This is a genomic window from Planosporangium flavigriseum (genome assembly GCF_011947225.1).
Lineage (GTDB): Bacteria > Actinomycetota > Actinomycetes > Mycobacteriales > Micromonosporaceae > Planosporangium > Planosporangium flavigriseum.
This window is the reverse complement of sequence record NZ_JAATVW010000012.1, coordinates 113,788-127,567: the sequence shown is the minus strand read 5'-3', so window position 1 is coordinate 127,567 and position 13,780 is coordinate 113,788. Positions and strand designations below refer to the sequence as shown.

Sequence of the window (13,780 nt, the reverse complement as noted above, 5' to 3'; positions counted from 1 at the left end):
CCGGACCTGCGTCCGATCCCAGCTAATGCGCCCGCTGCCTGAGGAGGGCGTCCCTCTTCCGGTCGATTCCGTGACGGGGGCGCCCTCCTCAGGAAGAGGGGAAGATCACCGGCGCCGGAGCACCACCAGCGCGATGTCGTCCTCGCTGGTCTCAGCGTCCGCGGCTGCGAGCAGCCGGTCGGCGAACGCCTCCAGATCGTCCGCGACCGCGGTCGCGGCGTCGAGGACGAGGCCCAAGCCCGCGTCGAACGACCGGTCGTAGCGCTCCACGAGACCGTCGGTGAGCAGCACCAGGATCGCGCCGGAGGGCAGATCGAACACGACATCGTCGGGCCGGTCGACCTCGACGCCCAGCAGCGGCCCGGCCACCTCGACCGGCTGCGCCTTACCGTCGAAGATCACCAACGGCGGCAGGTGGCCCCCGTTGGCCGCCCTGACCCGGCCCGTGCCCTGATCGACCGTCAGCAGGCAGACCGTCGCGATCTCGTCGGGGAGCAGCCGCACCATGAGCCGGTTCAGCTGCCACAGCACCGCCGCCGGGCCGTGCCCCTCGATGACGTACGCCCGGAGCGCGTGCCGCAGTTCGCCCATCACGGTCGCCGCGTGCAGCGAGTGGCCGACGACATCGCCGATCGCCACGACGAGCTGACCGTCGATCATCGCCAGTTCGTAGAAGTCCCCGCCGATCTCGGCCTGCGAGCTGGCCGGCACGTACCGCACGCTGACGTCGAAGCCGGGCGTCTCCGGAAGCTCACGGGGCAGCAGGCTCCGCTGAACGGTGAGCGCGACCTGCCGCTCCTCGTCGTGTACCCGCATCGCCTCGATCGCGAGCGCCATCGCCTGGGCGAGTTGGCGCAGCACGTGGGCGTCGTCGCCGTCCAGGTCACTGACCCCGACCGCGATGAAGCCCGGCGGCCGGGTTTCGCGTACCCGGACCGCCGCCACGGACACCGCCTCGCCCGGCAGGTCAGGCAGCAGGGTCGCCCAGCGGGCGGCCAGTTCGCTGCGGATGACCGCTCCCACCTTGGTGTTTGCGATTCCCGGCGGCGGTGGCCCGGTCCACGGGCCGGCCGAGGGCGGCGCACCGTCGGCTCGAGCGACCGCGACGAGCCGCGCCCCATCGGGGCGGCACGCGCTGGCCAGGGCCGGGGCACCGAACATCCGGGCCGCACCGGCCACAGCGGCCTCGAGTAGGTCGCCGTACGTCGCGGCCTGGTTCACCTCGAGGGTCGTCTCTGCGAGCGCGGCGAGCCGGCGCGACTGCTCGTCCAGCTCGGCATAGAGCGCCACCACGCCGCGGTTGGTCTCCGCCAGCTCATGGGACAGCTGGGCGTACCGCGCCGCCATGGCCTGGTGGGCCTGATCCAGCTCGGTGATGCGCGACATCCCGTCAGCAATGCGCTCCGTCAGCTCGTCGCGCTGGTGCTCGACCCCGTCCATGCCTCCCATGATCCTAGATTGGCGGTCGATGGTCACCCCTCGGCTCACCTCGACGTGGACGGCACCCTTACGACCACCACCGTCGCGTCGTCGCGGCGTACTCCAGCGTCGCGCAGCAGGGTGGCCGCGATGGCGAGTGGGGTGTGCATGGCCAGGCCCGGGTATTCGCCCAGCCGCCATTTGTCGGTGACCCCGTCGGAGTGCAGCACGACCAGGTCTCCCGGCTCGACCGGGTACGTGAATTCGCGCACCGTCCGCCGCTGGTGACCCGCGATGCCGGGCAGCGAAACCAGGCCGGTCCGCTCAAGCGCGGCACCGCCCGGGCGTACCAGGTGGCCGGCGATGTTGCCCAGCCCGGCGAAGCGCAGCGTCCCCGCGTCCGGATCGAACTCAGCCACCGCCAGCGCGCCGCCCCGCGTCCGGCCCAGGTTGCTGTGCAGGTGCTCCACCACCGCGACCGGCCCGCCCGCCGGCCCCTCGCGGAACGCCGTCACGGCGGTCTGGGACGCATGGGCAGCCAGCGGGCCGTGCCCCAGCCCGTCACAGACCATGACCTGCAGCCGCTCGACGAGCCGGGTCGACCAGGCGTCACCGCTGACCGACTCGCCGCTCATCGGCCGGCTCAGCCCGTCGACAGCGGCGGTCTCCCCGCGTACCTTCGCCGCCCAGACCTCGGCGGTCACCACGGTGCCCCGGCCGGGCAGCGAGTACAGGTCCGACGACGTGGCCAGCCGCCCGATGGCGCCCAGCCCGATGCCCAGGGTGCCGGTGGTGGAATGGCCATCGACCCGGGACAGCTCGGCGTTGGCCATGCCGGGGCCGGCGTCCAGCGCGACGATCCCCACGCCTGCGTCGTCGCCGCGCCGCAGCGACCGCAGCAGCACCTGGCCGGCCTCGGCGTGCTTGTACAGGTTGCTGGCCAGTTCGGCAGCAAGGATCGCCAGCTCACCGACGCGCTCGTCCGAAAGGCCCAGCCGGGCGCCCAGCGCCGACGCGGCCCGCCGTACCGTCCCCGCGGCGCCCGCGTCGTCGACGCGAAACCACGCAACGTCCGCCACGACGGGTAGGGCGAGGCTCACCGGGCCCACTTCGTCACCGTGACGCGGGTACCCAGCGAGACCTTCGTGTCGAGTTCGAACTCGTCCACCAGTCGGCGCGCTCCGCCCAGCCCCAGCCCGAGGCCACCACCGGTGGTGTAGCCGTCCGACATCGCGCGGCCGATGTCGGGGATGCCGGGCCCTTCGTCGACGAACTCGGCGCGTACGCCCACCCGCCGCCCGTCGTCGACGACCTCCACGGTCACCTGGCCACCACCACCGTACGCGAGGGTGTTGCGGGCCAGTTCACTCGCCGCCGTGACCAGCTTCGTCTGGTCGACCAGGGACAGCTTCGCCGCGACGGCCGCCTTGCGAACAAGCTGGCGCACGTGCACGACGTCCTCGTCGGCCGCGATAAGCAGGATCTCCCTCAGCTCGGTCCGCTCCACCGGCGCGCCACCGCGCTCGCTGACGGTCGTCACCGCGGTGCCGCAGCCTCGGCGGTGGACCCGCGCTCGTCCCGGTGCAGGCGCGGGCCCTGGCGGGCCTCCGCCAGGATGCGCATGCCGCGCTCGACGTTCAGCGCGGTCTGTATCCCCTCCAGCGACAGCCCCAGCTCGACGAGGGTGATCGCGACCGCGGGGCGCATGCCCACCACCACGGTGTCGGCGCCGAGGACCCGCGAGATGGCCGCGATGCTCGACAGCATGCGCCCCACGAACGAATCGACGATGTCGAGCCCGGTGATGTCGATGATCACACCGTGCGCTCCACTCGCCACGATCCGATCGGCGACGTCCTCCTGCAGCTGGATCGCCGTCTTGTCCTCCAGGTCGACCTGGATGGAGACCAGCAGGACATCGCCGATCTTGAGAATCGGCACCCGGTCCATCAGGACTCCTCGCGAGGGGTGCGCCTGACGATGTCGACGCCGTTGGCGCGCATCGCGTGCACCAGCGCGTCGGCCAGGCTCGCCTTGGTCGTGATGTCGCCGAACTCGATCCCCAGCGCCACGATGGTCTGTGCGATCTGCGGCCGGATACCCGAGATCACGCACTCGGCACCCATGAGGCGGGCGGCGACGACCGTCTTGAGGATGTGCTGGGCAACCTGCGTGTCGACGGCCGGGACCCCGGTGATGTCGATGATCGCGTACGTCGATTCGGTGTCGACCAGGCTCTGCAGCAGCTTCTCCATGACGACCTGTGCCCGGGCCGAGTCGAGCGTGCCGACCAGCGGCACCGCCACGACGCCCGCCCACAGCTTGACCACCGGGGTGGACAGCTCCAGCAACTGCTCGCCCTGCCCGGAGATCAACTCCTCCCGGGCCCGGGCGTATGTCTCGAAGGTGTAGAGGCCCAACTGGTCGATCACCTGGGTGAATGCGATCAGCTCACGCAGCGCCTCGGCATCGCCGTCGCCGAAGTCGAACACCTCGATGAGCGCGTCTTTCAGGGCGAAGACGCTGATCGCCGTCTCGCTGGGACTGAACCCGCGCCGCGCCCGCTCGCGCGAAAGCTCGCCGAGCAGGGCGCGCAGCTCCGCGGAGCCCTCGCTGGGCAGGTCGAACGTGCCCTCGCCGACAGCTGCCCGCAAGGCGGAGTGCAACTCGAGAATCTGCCGGCGCAGCTCGGTCTCGGTCAGCCTGCCGCGCAGCGTTTGGGCCACCCGCTCGGTCCAGCGGTCGACCAGGCGGTCACCGTTCGCGGACAGCAACGCGTCGAACGTCTTACCGGTCTGCGCGTTCAGCGCCATGCAACCTCCAGGGTCACGTCATACGGCCCTGTCCACACGTGACGCAGCGAACCTCAACACTCGGCCGTTCGGACGACAAACACTATCACCCGTTTGGCCAGCAAAAATGACGGCCAGCGATTCCGCTACGTCAGGACCGGGCGGCGATCAGAGCCGCGCGCATCGATTCGACGGGCGCGGGCCGGCCCGTGAAGCGCTCGAACTGGAGGACGGCCTGGGCCAGCAGCAGGTCGAGCCCGGACACCACCGGACAGCCCGCGGCCGCTGCCGCCGCGGCGAGCGGAGTCGGCCACGGGTCGTACAGGGCATCGAACAACACCGACCCGGGCCGCCACCTGACCTCCTCGGCCAGGCCGTCAGCGGCACCCTTGGGCACCGTGGAGATGACGACCTCCGCATCGGCGCACTTCGCGGCCTCGACCCAGTCGGCCCCGGTCAGCTCCACGCCGAGCGCCTCGGCCACCGGCTCCAACCGGGCGATCGCCGCGCGGCGCCGCGCGTACACGGTGACCCGCGCACCCAGGTCCCGGGCGGCGGCGAGGGCGGCGCGCGCCGTCCCACCGGCGCCGAGCACGGCCACCTCGGCCGCGGCCGTGACGCCGGCCGGGGCGAGGGCGGCGACCATTCCCGGCGCGTCCGTGTTGTCGGCGTGCCAGCCGCGCTCCCCGCGTACCAGGGTGTTAGCCGCACCGATCGCGGCCGCGACCGGCGAGACGGCCTCGGCCACCGTGAGGGCCGCCTCCTTGAGTGGCATGGTCAGCGACAGGCCGGCCCACTCCGGGCCGAGCCCGGCGACGAGGTCGGCCAGTTCGGACTCGACACATTCGATCGCCGTGTAGCTCCAGGCCGACAGGCCGGCCGCCGCGTACCCGGCGTTGTGAATCACCGGCGACAGCGAGTGGGCGATCGGCTTGCCGAGCACGGCGGCGCGGCGCATGGACATGTCAGTACGCGCCGTTCTTCTGTGCCGTCGCGATGTTGCGCTCGTGTTCGGGCAGGTTGTCGGCGAACGCCGAGTTTCCGGCCTTGTCGATGCGCACGAAGTACAGCCACGGACCGGCGCTCGGGTTGAGCGCGGCAAGGAGCGCCTCCTTGCCGGGGTTGCTGATCGGCCCCGGCGGCAACCCGGTCACCCCGTAGGTGCGATACGGGTTGTTCGGGTCGTTGAGCTCCGCGCTGTTCAGGTTGTGCTTGCGCTCCTGGCCGTGCAGTTCGCGCCAGTAGTTGGTGGCCGAGTCGAACTCCAGGGGCATCGCGTTCGGCTTGTGGTTGAGCCGGTTGTAGACCACCCGCGCCACCTTCGGCATGTCGGCGGCGTTGCCCGCCTCGGCCTGCACCAGCGAGGCGGTCACGAGCGCCTCGTGCGGCGAGATCTGCTTGGCCTGGGCGGTGTCCACGATGCTGTTCGTCTGAGCGACCCGCAGGAAGTTGGCGACCATCTTCGTGAGGATCTGCTTGGCGGTCACCCCGGGGTCGAACTGGTAGGTGTCGGGGAACAGGAATCCTTCGACGCTCTTGGTGGCCGGCTTACCGTCGGAGCGGTTGAACCAGAAGTCCGGCACGCCGAGCGCGACCGGGTCCTGGGCTGCGGCCTGGAACTGGTCCACCGGGATCTTGGTGGCCTTCGACAGCTCCTGGTACGTGGCGAGGGTCGTCAGGCCCTCGCGGATCGTGACCTTGGTGACCAGCTTGCTGTCGCTGCCCAGCAGCAGCGCCAGGGCGTCCTTGGCCCGCATCTGCTTGCGAAGCTGGTAGGTGCCCGGCTGGATCTGGTCCCCGCGCGGATCGGCCTTCGCCGCCTCGACGAACGCCCCGGCGCTCTTCACGACGCCGGCGTCGAAGAGGGTCTGGGCGATGTCGGTGGCGGACTCGCCGTTGCGCACCTGGATCTCGACCTGGCCGGCGCCGGCGCCCGTGTAGTCGGGGGCGACGAAGAAGCTCTTGACCATGCCGTACCCGTACCAGCCGCCGGCCCCGAGGACGCCCAGGAGGACGAAGGTCAGCGCTAGCGCGAGGAGGCTCCGGCTGCGCCGCTTGGGTAGGCTCCCGTCGCTTTCTTTCCTGCGACGCATTGCCGAGCGCCGATGCCGCCCGCGCTCGCGATCATGCTCCTCGAAGGCGAGTTCGAGCTCGTCCAACATCAGGTTCGCCTCCGCTGTGAGTCGAGCCAGGTCTGCAGGATCTCCGTGGCGGCAGCCTGGTCGACGACCGCCCGCTGACGCTTGCCCCGTACGCCTCGCTCGGACAGCCTACGCGTCGCCGTCACGGTGGACATCCTCTCGTCGGTGAACACCACCGGCACGGGATCGACCACCGCCTTCAGACCTTCCGCGTATTGCCTGATGGCAGCGGCTGCCGGACCTTCCTTGCCGGCCAAGTTGACCGGCAGCCCGACGATAACCTCGACGGCCTCGTATTCAGCCACAATGCGGGCGATCTCCACCAAATCAGACGGAAGTTCATCACGCTTCGTGACATCGCGAGGCACTGTTGCGACTGGCGTCGCCAGGATTCCGTCAGGGTCGGAGACCGCCACGCCGATCCGTACGGAGCCCACGTCAACGCCGATACGCCGGCCACGGATCACGACCGACTCCCTCCGAGATCTTGGACGCTCAGCCCGTCTATGGCCGGTCTAAGCGTCCAAGCTCCGGCGCTACGAACTAGCAATCGCCTTCTCCACCGCAGCCAGCAGCGACGGCGCGTCGCCGGCCGGCACGCCACCACCCTGGGCGAGCTCGGGGCTACCGCCGCCGCGCCCGGACAGCGCGCCCTTCACGAGGGCCGCCGCCGACAGACCCCGGTCACGGGCGGCCGGGTTCGTCGCCACCACCAGGGACGCCTTGCCGCCGGCGCGCGCGGTCACCGCCACGACGCCCGGCCGGTCGGCCGGCATCCGGCCGCGGATCTCCTGGGCGAGCGTCCGCACGTCGTTCGCGCTCGCGCCCTCCGGCGCCTCGATGCCCACGTACCCGACGCCGCCGATGTCGCGCGCGTCGGCGACGAGCGCGCCGACGTTCGCCAGGACGAGCTGGGCCCGCAGCTTCTCGAGCTCCTTCTCCGCGTCGCGCAACTGCGCCACGGTCTGCTCGACCCGGTCGGCCACCTGATCGTTCGGCACCCGGTAGAGCTCCGCGAGCCGGCTCACCAGCAGGTGCTCGCGCGCCAGGTAGCCGAACGCGTCCATGCCGACCAGCGCCTCGACCCGGCGCACGCCGGACCCGATCGACGACTCGCTCAGAATCTTGACCAGGCCCAGCTGGCCGGAGCGGGACGCGTGCGTACCGCCGCACAGCTCACGGGCGTAGTCGCCGACCTCGACGACCCGAACCTCGTTGCCGTACTTCTCCCCGAAGAGCGCCATCGCGCCGAGCTTGCGCGCCTCCGCCAGGGACGTGATGAACGCGCGCACGTCGAGGTCGTTCATCAGCACCTCGTTGACCTGCTGCTCGACGTCGTGCAGCACCCCGGCCGGCACCGCGCCGGGAGTGTTGAAGTCGAACCGCAGCCGACCCGGGGCGTTGAGCGAACCCGCCTGCGTGGCCGTCTCGCCCAGGAACTGGCGCATCGCGGTGTGTACGAGGTGGGTCGCGGTGTGCGCGCGCGAGATCGCCTTGCGCCGGAGCACGTCGATCTGCGCGTACCCGGTCTCACCCGCGCGGACCTCGCCCTCGACGACGCGTCCACGGTGCACGATCAGGCCCGGGATCGGCTGCTGGACGTCGAACACCTCGATGCTGCCGCCACCCACGGTGATGATGCCGTTGTCGGGCTGCTGCCCGCCGCCCTCGGCGTAGAACGGGGTGGCGTCGAGCACCAGCTCGATCGTGTCCCCCACCCCGGCGCCGGTCAGCCCCTCGCCGGTGCCGGACAGCAGCGCCCGCAGCCGCGACTCGCGCGCGGTCTCCTCGTACCCGGTGAACTCCACCGGGCCGCCCGCCTCAAGCACCTGCCGGTACGCCGACAGGTCGACGTGGCCGGTCTTGCGCGCCTGCGCGTCGGCCTTCGCCCGCCGGCGCTGCTCGCTCATCAGCCGCCGGAAGCCCTCCTCGTCGACCGCGAGGCCCTGCTCGGCCGCGATCTCGAGGGTGAGGTCGATCGGGAAGCCGTACGTGTCGTGCAGCTGGAACGCCTGCTCCCCGGTCAGCCGGGTGCCGCCGGCGAGCTTGGTCTCCGCCATCGCCGTGTCGAGGATCGTCGTGCCGGCGCGCAGCGTCGACAGGAACGCCTCCTCCTCGGCGTACGCGTAGCTGGCGATCCGCTCGAAGTCGCTGGCCACCTCGGGGTACGACGGCGCCATGCAGTCGCGCGCCACCGGCAGCAGCTCCGGCAGCGCCGGCCCCTGCCAGCCGAGCAGCCGGATGGCCCGGATCGCCCGGCGCATGATGCGGCGCAGCACGTAGCCGCGGCCCTCGTTGGACGGCGTGACGCCGTCGGCGATGAGCATCAGCGAGGTGCGGACGTGGTCGGCGATGACCCGCAGGCGGACGTCGTCGGGGTGCGACTCGCTCGCCACGTGGCCCGACCGCGTCCCGTACTCCCGCCCGGTCATCTGGACGGCCTTGTCGAGGATCGGCCGGATCTCGTCGATCTCGTAGATGTTGTCGACGCCCTGCAGGATCGACGCCATCCGCTCCAGGCCCATGCCGGTGTCGATGTTCTTGGCCGGCAGCTCACCCAGGATCGGGTAGTTCTCCTTGTCGGCGCCCGGACCCCGCTCATTCTGCATGAAGACGAGGTTCCAGAACTCCATGTACCGGTCCTCGTCGACCTCGGGTCCACCCTCGCGCCCGTACTCAGGGCCGCGGTCGAGGTAGATCTCCGAGCACGGGCCGCACGGGCCGGGGATGCCCATCGACCAGTAGTTGTCGGCCTTGCCCCGGCGCACGATGCGCTCCTCGGGCAGCCCGATCTTGGAGTGCCAGATGTCGAACGCCTCGTCGTCGTCGAGGTAGACGGTCGCCCAGATGCGCTCCGGGTCCAGCCCGAAGCCACCCTCCTCGACGGACTTCGTGATCAGGTCCCAGGCGAGGGTGATCGCACCTTCCTTGAAGTAGTCGCCGAACGAGAAGTTGCCGTTCATCTGGAAGAACGTGCCGTGCCGGCTGGTCTTGCCGACCTCGTCGATATCCGGGGTACGGATGCACTTCTGCACGCTCGTCGCCCGCTTCCACGGCGGCGTGCGCTGGCCCAGGAAGTAGGGCACGAACTGCACCATGCCGGCGTTGATGAACAACAGGTTCGGATCGTCGATCGCGGGCAGCGGAGCGCTCGGCACGACGGCATGGCCGTTCGCCTCGAAGTGGCTCAGGAACCGCCGCTTGATCTCCGCTGTCCTCATCAGATCTACTTTCCTTCTTCTTCGTGCTCATCGATCAGGGCGCCCGCCGTGAACGCCTCGTGAATCTCCGCCTCGCGCTCGGCCATGCCCTCGCGGACGTCCTCTACAAAGCTACGCACCGAGTCGAGCAGACCCACAGCGGATTGCTGAACCGAGCCGGCGATGCCGGCGGGGGTGAAGGCCTGCGCCTTCTTGTTCACCGCCCGGACCACCAGCGCTCCGACCGCGAGACCTACGCCAAGCCACATCAAGCGTCGCATATCAGTCCCTTCTCAGGCCGAGTGACGCGGCCGGCGACGCCGCTTGAGCTCGCTGCGCACCTCGGCCTCCTCGTCGGCGTGGCGGCGCTTGGCGGCAGCGCTGCGTACGCCGTAGCCGAAGGCGGCGACCTTCACGAGCGGGTTCGCCGCGGCCGCGGCCACCACGGTCGACAGGTTGGCCACGTTGGCGGTGACGTGCTGCACGTGCCCGGTGATGTTGTCGAGCCGGGCGAGCTGCACGTTGACGCCGTCGAGTGAGGTCTGCACCTGGCCCAGGGCGGTGTTGACGTTCTCGACGGTGTCGTTGACGTTGCGGAGCATCGGCCCGGTGGCGTCGGCGACGTCGCGGAGGGTCCTGGTCGCGGCGTCCACGGTGTGCCGCAGCCGCAGAATCGGCACGATCAGAGCGATGACCAGCACCGCGAACGCACCAGACACGATCAGCAGCGCTATCTCCCAGCCATGCAACTGCACGACTTCCTCCCTCGCGCACTCCACAATCCGCCAACTTCGAAAAGACCCTACCGTTGGCATCGACACAGCGCGCCGCGGCTATCCCGTGTCGCGGCCGTCGCTTGCGGATCCGGCCCCGCCGCCCCGCACGATGCGGCGCAATCTGGGCAGGCGTTCGGCCAGCGCGCGCTCGGCGCCGTGGCTCGTGGGCCGGTAGTAGTCGCGCCCGACCACGTCGTCCGGCGGGTACTGCTGGGTCACCACGCCACGCGCGTCGTCGTGCGGGTACGCGTACCCGACGCCGTGACCAAGGCCACGGGAGCCGGAGTAGTGGGCGTCCCGCAGGTGACGTGGCACCGGACCGGCCATCCCGGCCCGCACGTCCGCCATGGCCGTGAAGATCGCCGTGGTGACCGCGTTTGACTTGGGCGCCGTGGCCAGGTGGATCACCGCCTGGGCGAGGTTCAGCTGCACTTCCGGCATCCCGACGTACTCGACCGCGGCTGCCGCGGCGTTGGCCGCGACCAGCGCCGTCGGGTCGGCCATCCCGACATCCTCGCTCGCGAAGATCACCATGCGGCGGGCGATGAACCGTGGGTCCTCCCCCGCCACCAGCATGCGGGCCAGCCAGTGCAGCGCCGCGTCGGCGTCAGAGCCGCGCATGCTCTTGATGAACGCGCTCACCACGTCGTAGTGGGCGTCGCCGGCCCGGTCGTAGCGCAGCGCCGCCACGTCGACCGCCTTCTCCGCGGTCGGCAGATCGATCTCCGTAGCGCCGACAGCCAGCGCACCGCCCGCGGCCGCCTCGAGAGCGGTCAGCGCCTTACGCGTGTCGCCGCCGGCCAGGCGTACCAGGTGATCTTCTGCGTCGGCGGCGAGGGTGACGGCGCCGGCGAGGCCGCGCTCGTCGGTGATCGCGCGCCGAAGCAGCGAACGGACCGCGTCGTCGTCGAGAGGCTGCAGCGTGAGCAGCACGCAGCGCGACAGCAACGGCGAGATCACCGAGAAGTACGGGTTCTCGGTGGTCGCGGCGAGCAGCGTGACGGTCCGGTCCTCCACCGCCGCGAGCAGCGAGTCCTGCTGGGTCTTGGAGAAGCGGTGCACCTCGTCGATGAACAGCACGGTCTGCGCGCCACCGGAGCGCCGGGTCCGGCGGGCCTCCGCGATCACCGCGCGCACGTCCTTGACGCCGGCCGACAGCGCCGACATCGCGACGAACCGGCGGTTGGTGGCACCGGCGACCAGGTGGGCGATCGTGGTCTTGCCGCAGCCTGGCGGCCCCCACAGGATCACCGACATCGGGGTGTCGCCCTCGACCAGCCGGCGCAGCGGCGCGCCCGGCGTGAGCAGGTGGTCCTGGCCGACAAGTTCGTCGAGGGTACGCGGACGCATGCGCACGGCCAGCGGGGCGTCCCCGGGCGGCGGCGCGAACATCTCGCTCGCGACCGCGTCACCGGAGTCGGCGCGCGGCCGTGAGCCATCGAGTTCGAAAAGTCCCGTGTCGTCCACTGCGCAGACCCTATCTGGGCAACCGAGCCACCCCGGCCCGGTCGGATACGGTGCGGCTAAGTTCCCCTGTTCTTGCGGAGGGCGCCCCCAAGAGGGGCGCCCTCCGCAGAAAACAGCTAGCTGGCGTTGTCCACCGGCACCGCGACCCCGGACGTGCCCGGGATGGCGGCCGTCTTCGGCTTGGCGTCCACGCCGGCCTCGGCCCGCTGCTGCGGAGTGATCGGCGTGGGCGCGCCGGTCAGCGGGTCGTACCCACCGCGGGTCTTCGGGAACGCGATGACCTCGCGGATCGAGTCGGCCCCGGCCAGCAGCATGGTGACCCGGTCCCAGCCGAACGCGATGCCGGCGTGCGGCGGCGGGCCGTACTTGAACGCCTCCAGCAGGAAGCCGAACTTCTCGTCGGCCTCCTCCGGCGAGATGCCCAGCAGGTCGAACACCCGCCGCTGGACGTCGGCGCGGTGGATACGCACCGAGCCGCCACCGATCTCGTTGCCGTTGCAGACGATGTCGTACGCGTACGCGAGCGCCTGGTCGGGCGCCTCCTCGAACCGGTCGATCCACTCCGCGTTGGGCGAGGTGAACGGGTGGTGCACCGCGGTCCAGCCACCGTCGTCGGTGCGCTCGAACATCGGCGCGTCGACCACCCAGCAGAACGCCCACGCGTCCTCGTCGATGATGCCCGTGCGACGGGCGATCTCCTGGCGGGCCGCACCGAGCAGCTCCTGGGCCTCCCGCCGCTCGGCGGCCGCGGCGAAGAAGATCGCGTCACCGGGCTTGGCCTCGACCACGCCGGCCAGGCCGGCGAGGTGCTCGGCCGACAGGTTCTTCGCGACCGGCCCGCGCGGCTCGCCGGTCTCCGTGTCGAGGACCACGTACGCCAGGCCCCGGGCGCCGCGCGCCTTGGCCCAGTCCTGCCAACCGTCCAGCTCCTTGCGGGTCTGTGCGGCCCCGCCCGGCATGACGACGGCGCCCACGTACCCGCCCGCGTCGATCGCGGTGGCGAACACCCGGAACTCGGTGCCCCGCAGGTAGTCGGTCAGCTCGGTCAGCTCCAGGCCGTAGCGCAGGTCGGGCTTGTCGGAACCGTACCGGTTCATGGCCTCGTGCCAGGTGATCCGCGGAATCGGCGTGGTGATCTCGTGCCCGGCCAGCTCGCGCCACAGGTTGGACACGATCTCCTCGCCGAGCTCGATGATGTCTTCCTGGGTCACGAACGACATCTCGATATCGAGCTGGGTGAACTCCGGCTGCCGGTCGGCGCGGAAGTCCTCGTCGCGGTAGCAGCGGGCGATCTGGTAGTACCGCTCCATGCCGCCGACCATCAGCAGCTGCTTGAACAGCTGCGGCGACTGCGGCAGCGCGTACCACGTGCCGGGCTGCAGGCGCACCGGCACCAGGAAGTCGCGGGCCCCCTCGGGCGTGGAGCGGGTCAGCGTGGGCGTCTCGATCTCGAAGAAGTCGCGGTCGTGCAGCACGTTACGCGCGATCTGGTTGGCCTTCGAGCGCAGGCGCAGGGCCCGGGCGGGGCCGCCGCGGCGGAGGTCGAGGTACCGGTACTTGAGTCGGAGGTCGTCGCTGGCCTCGATGTTGTCGTCGACGGGCAGCGGCAGCGGAGCCGCCTCGGACAGGATCGTCAGCTCGGCCGCGTTGACCTCGATCTCACCCGTGGGCAGCTCCGGGTTCTCGTTGCCGGCCGGGCGGCGCTGCACCTCGCCGGTCACCAGCACGCAGAACTCGTTGCGCAGGGCGTGAGCTTCGCTCACGCCGGCCATCTCTTCGCGACTGAGCCCCTGGTCCTCGGTCGCTTCCGCTCCTCGGAACACGACCTGGGTGACACCGGAGGCGTCCCGGAGATCCACGAAGATCACACCGCCGTGATCACGGCGACGAGCGACCCAACCGGCAAGCGTCACGGTCGTGCCGGCGTCGGCGGCGCGCAGGGTGCCGGCGTCATGGGTACGGATCACAGGTGCATCTCCTTCATG

13 protein-coding genes are annotated in these 13,780 nt (G+C 70.8%); all 13 read right to left on the bottom strand.

The genetic code is table 11. The annotated features are described in order from the left end of the window. Positions 1-105: 105 nt before the first annotated feature. Complete coding sequence (locus tag HC028_RS17565) at positions 106-1,440, bottom strand: PP2C family protein-serine/threonine phosphatase (protein ID WP_168078425.1); 1,335 nt, start codon at positions 1,438-1,440, stop codon at positions 106-108. A gap of 44 nt (positions 1,441-1,484) precedes the next feature. Then, positions 1,485-2,528 (bottom strand): ATP-binding SpoIIE family protein phosphatase, encoded by a 1,044-nt coding sequence (locus HC028_RS17560; RefSeq protein WP_239075610.1) that lies wholly within the window; start codon positions 2,526-2,528, stop codon positions 1,485-1,487. Continuing rightward, positions 2,516-2,926 carry an anti-sigma regulatory factor gene (locus HC028_RS17555; protein WP_168078482.1) on the bottom strand — a complete coding sequence of 137 codons (411 nt, stop codon included), beginning with the start codon at positions 2,924-2,926 and terminating at the stop codon, positions 2,516-2,518. Before HC028_RS17555 ends, HC028_RS17560 begins: the two co-directional genes overlap by 13 nt. Before the next feature lie 29 nt (positions 2,927-2,955). Further along, positions 2,956-3,369, bottom strand: a complete 414-nt coding sequence (locus tag HC028_RS17550; RefSeq protein ID WP_168078424.1) for an STAS domain-containing protein — start codon at positions 3,367-3,369, stop codon at positions 2,956-2,958. Beyond that, positions 3,369-4,232, bottom strand: a complete 864-nt coding sequence (locus tag HC028_RS17545; RefSeq protein ID WP_168078423.1) for an STAS domain-containing protein — start codon at positions 4,230-4,232, stop codon at positions 3,369-3,371. Before HC028_RS17545 ends, HC028_RS17550 begins: the two co-directional genes overlap by 1 nt. 130 nt (positions 4,233-4,362) lie before the next feature. Next, positions 4,363-5,175, bottom strand: a complete 813-nt coding sequence (locus tag HC028_RS17540; RefSeq protein ID WP_168078422.1) for a shikimate dehydrogenase — start codon at positions 5,173-5,175, stop codon at positions 4,363-4,365. Between the two features lies 1 nt (position 5,176). Next, positions 5,177-6,373 (bottom strand): endolytic transglycosylase MltG, encoded by a 1,197-nt coding sequence (mltG, locus tag HC028_RS17535; RefSeq protein WP_168078421.1) that lies wholly within the window; start codon positions 6,371-6,373, stop codon positions 5,177-5,179. Next, entirely contained in the window at positions 6,373-6,816 is a 444-nt protein-coding gene (gene ruvX, locus HC028_RS17530; protein WP_168078481.1) for a Holliday junction resolvase RuvX, read from the bottom strand. The genes mltG and ruvX overlap by 1 nt, the downstream gene beginning before the upstream one ends. Positions 6,817-6,888: 72 nt before the next feature. Further along, on the bottom strand, positions 6,889-9,573 hold the full coding sequence (alaS, locus tag HC028_RS17525) for an alanine--tRNA ligase (protein ID WP_168078420.1): 2,685 nt from the start codon (positions 9,571-9,573) through the stop codon (positions 6,889-6,891). 5 nt (positions 9,574-9,578) lie between these two features. Next, complete coding sequence (locus HC028_RS17520) at positions 9,579-9,833, bottom strand: hypothetical protein (RefSeq protein ID WP_168078419.1); 255 nt, start codon at positions 9,831-9,833, stop codon at positions 9,579-9,581. 12 nt (positions 9,834-9,845) lie between these two features. Further along, the gene (locus HC028_RS17515) at positions 9,846-10,301 is read right to left on the bottom strand and encodes a DUF948 domain-containing protein (RefSeq protein ID WP_168078480.1); all 456 of its coding nucleotides are present in this window, start codon (positions 10,299-10,301) and stop codon (positions 9,846-9,848) included. Between the two features lie 84 nt (positions 10,302-10,385). After that, entirely contained in the window at positions 10,386-11,795 is a 1,410-nt protein-coding gene (locus HC028_RS17510; protein ID WP_373313986.1) for a replication-associated recombination protein A, read from the bottom strand. 116 nt (positions 11,796-11,911) lie between these two features. Continuing rightward, positions 11,912-13,762 (bottom strand): aspartate--tRNA ligase, encoded by a 1,851-nt coding sequence (gene aspS, locus HC028_RS17505; protein WP_168078418.1) that lies wholly within the window; start codon positions 13,760-13,762, stop codon positions 11,912-11,914. Positions 13,763-13,780 lie beyond the last annotated feature (18 nt).

Coding starts and splice junctions, on each gene's coding strand:
- HC028_RS17520 (WP_168078419.1), bottom strand. CDS start 9,833: ATGCGACGCTTGATGTGGCTTGGCGTAGGTCTCGCGGTCGGAGCGCTG.
- HC028_RS17540 (WP_168078422.1), bottom strand. CDS start 5,175: ATGTCCATGCGCCGCGCCGCCGTGCTCGGCAAGCCGATCGCCCACTCG.
- HC028_RS17550 (WP_168078424.1), bottom strand. CDS start 3,369: ATGGACCGGGTGCCGATTCTCAAGATCGGCGATGTCCTGCTGGTCTCC.
- alaS (WP_168078420.1), bottom strand. CDS start 9,573: ATGAGGACAGCGGAGATCAAGCGGCGGTTCCTGAGCCACTTCGAGGCG.
- HC028_RS17565 (WP_168078425.1), bottom strand. CDS start 1,440: ATGGACGGGGTCGAGCACCAGCGCGACGAGCTGACGGAGCGCATTGCT.
- HC028_RS17545 (WP_168078423.1), bottom strand. CDS start 4,232: ATGGCGCTGAACGCGCAGACCGGTAAGACGTTCGACGCGTTGCTGTCC.
- mltG (WP_168078421.1), bottom strand. CDS start 6,373: ATGTTGGACGAGCTCGAACTCGCCTTCGAGGAGCATGATCGCGAGCGC.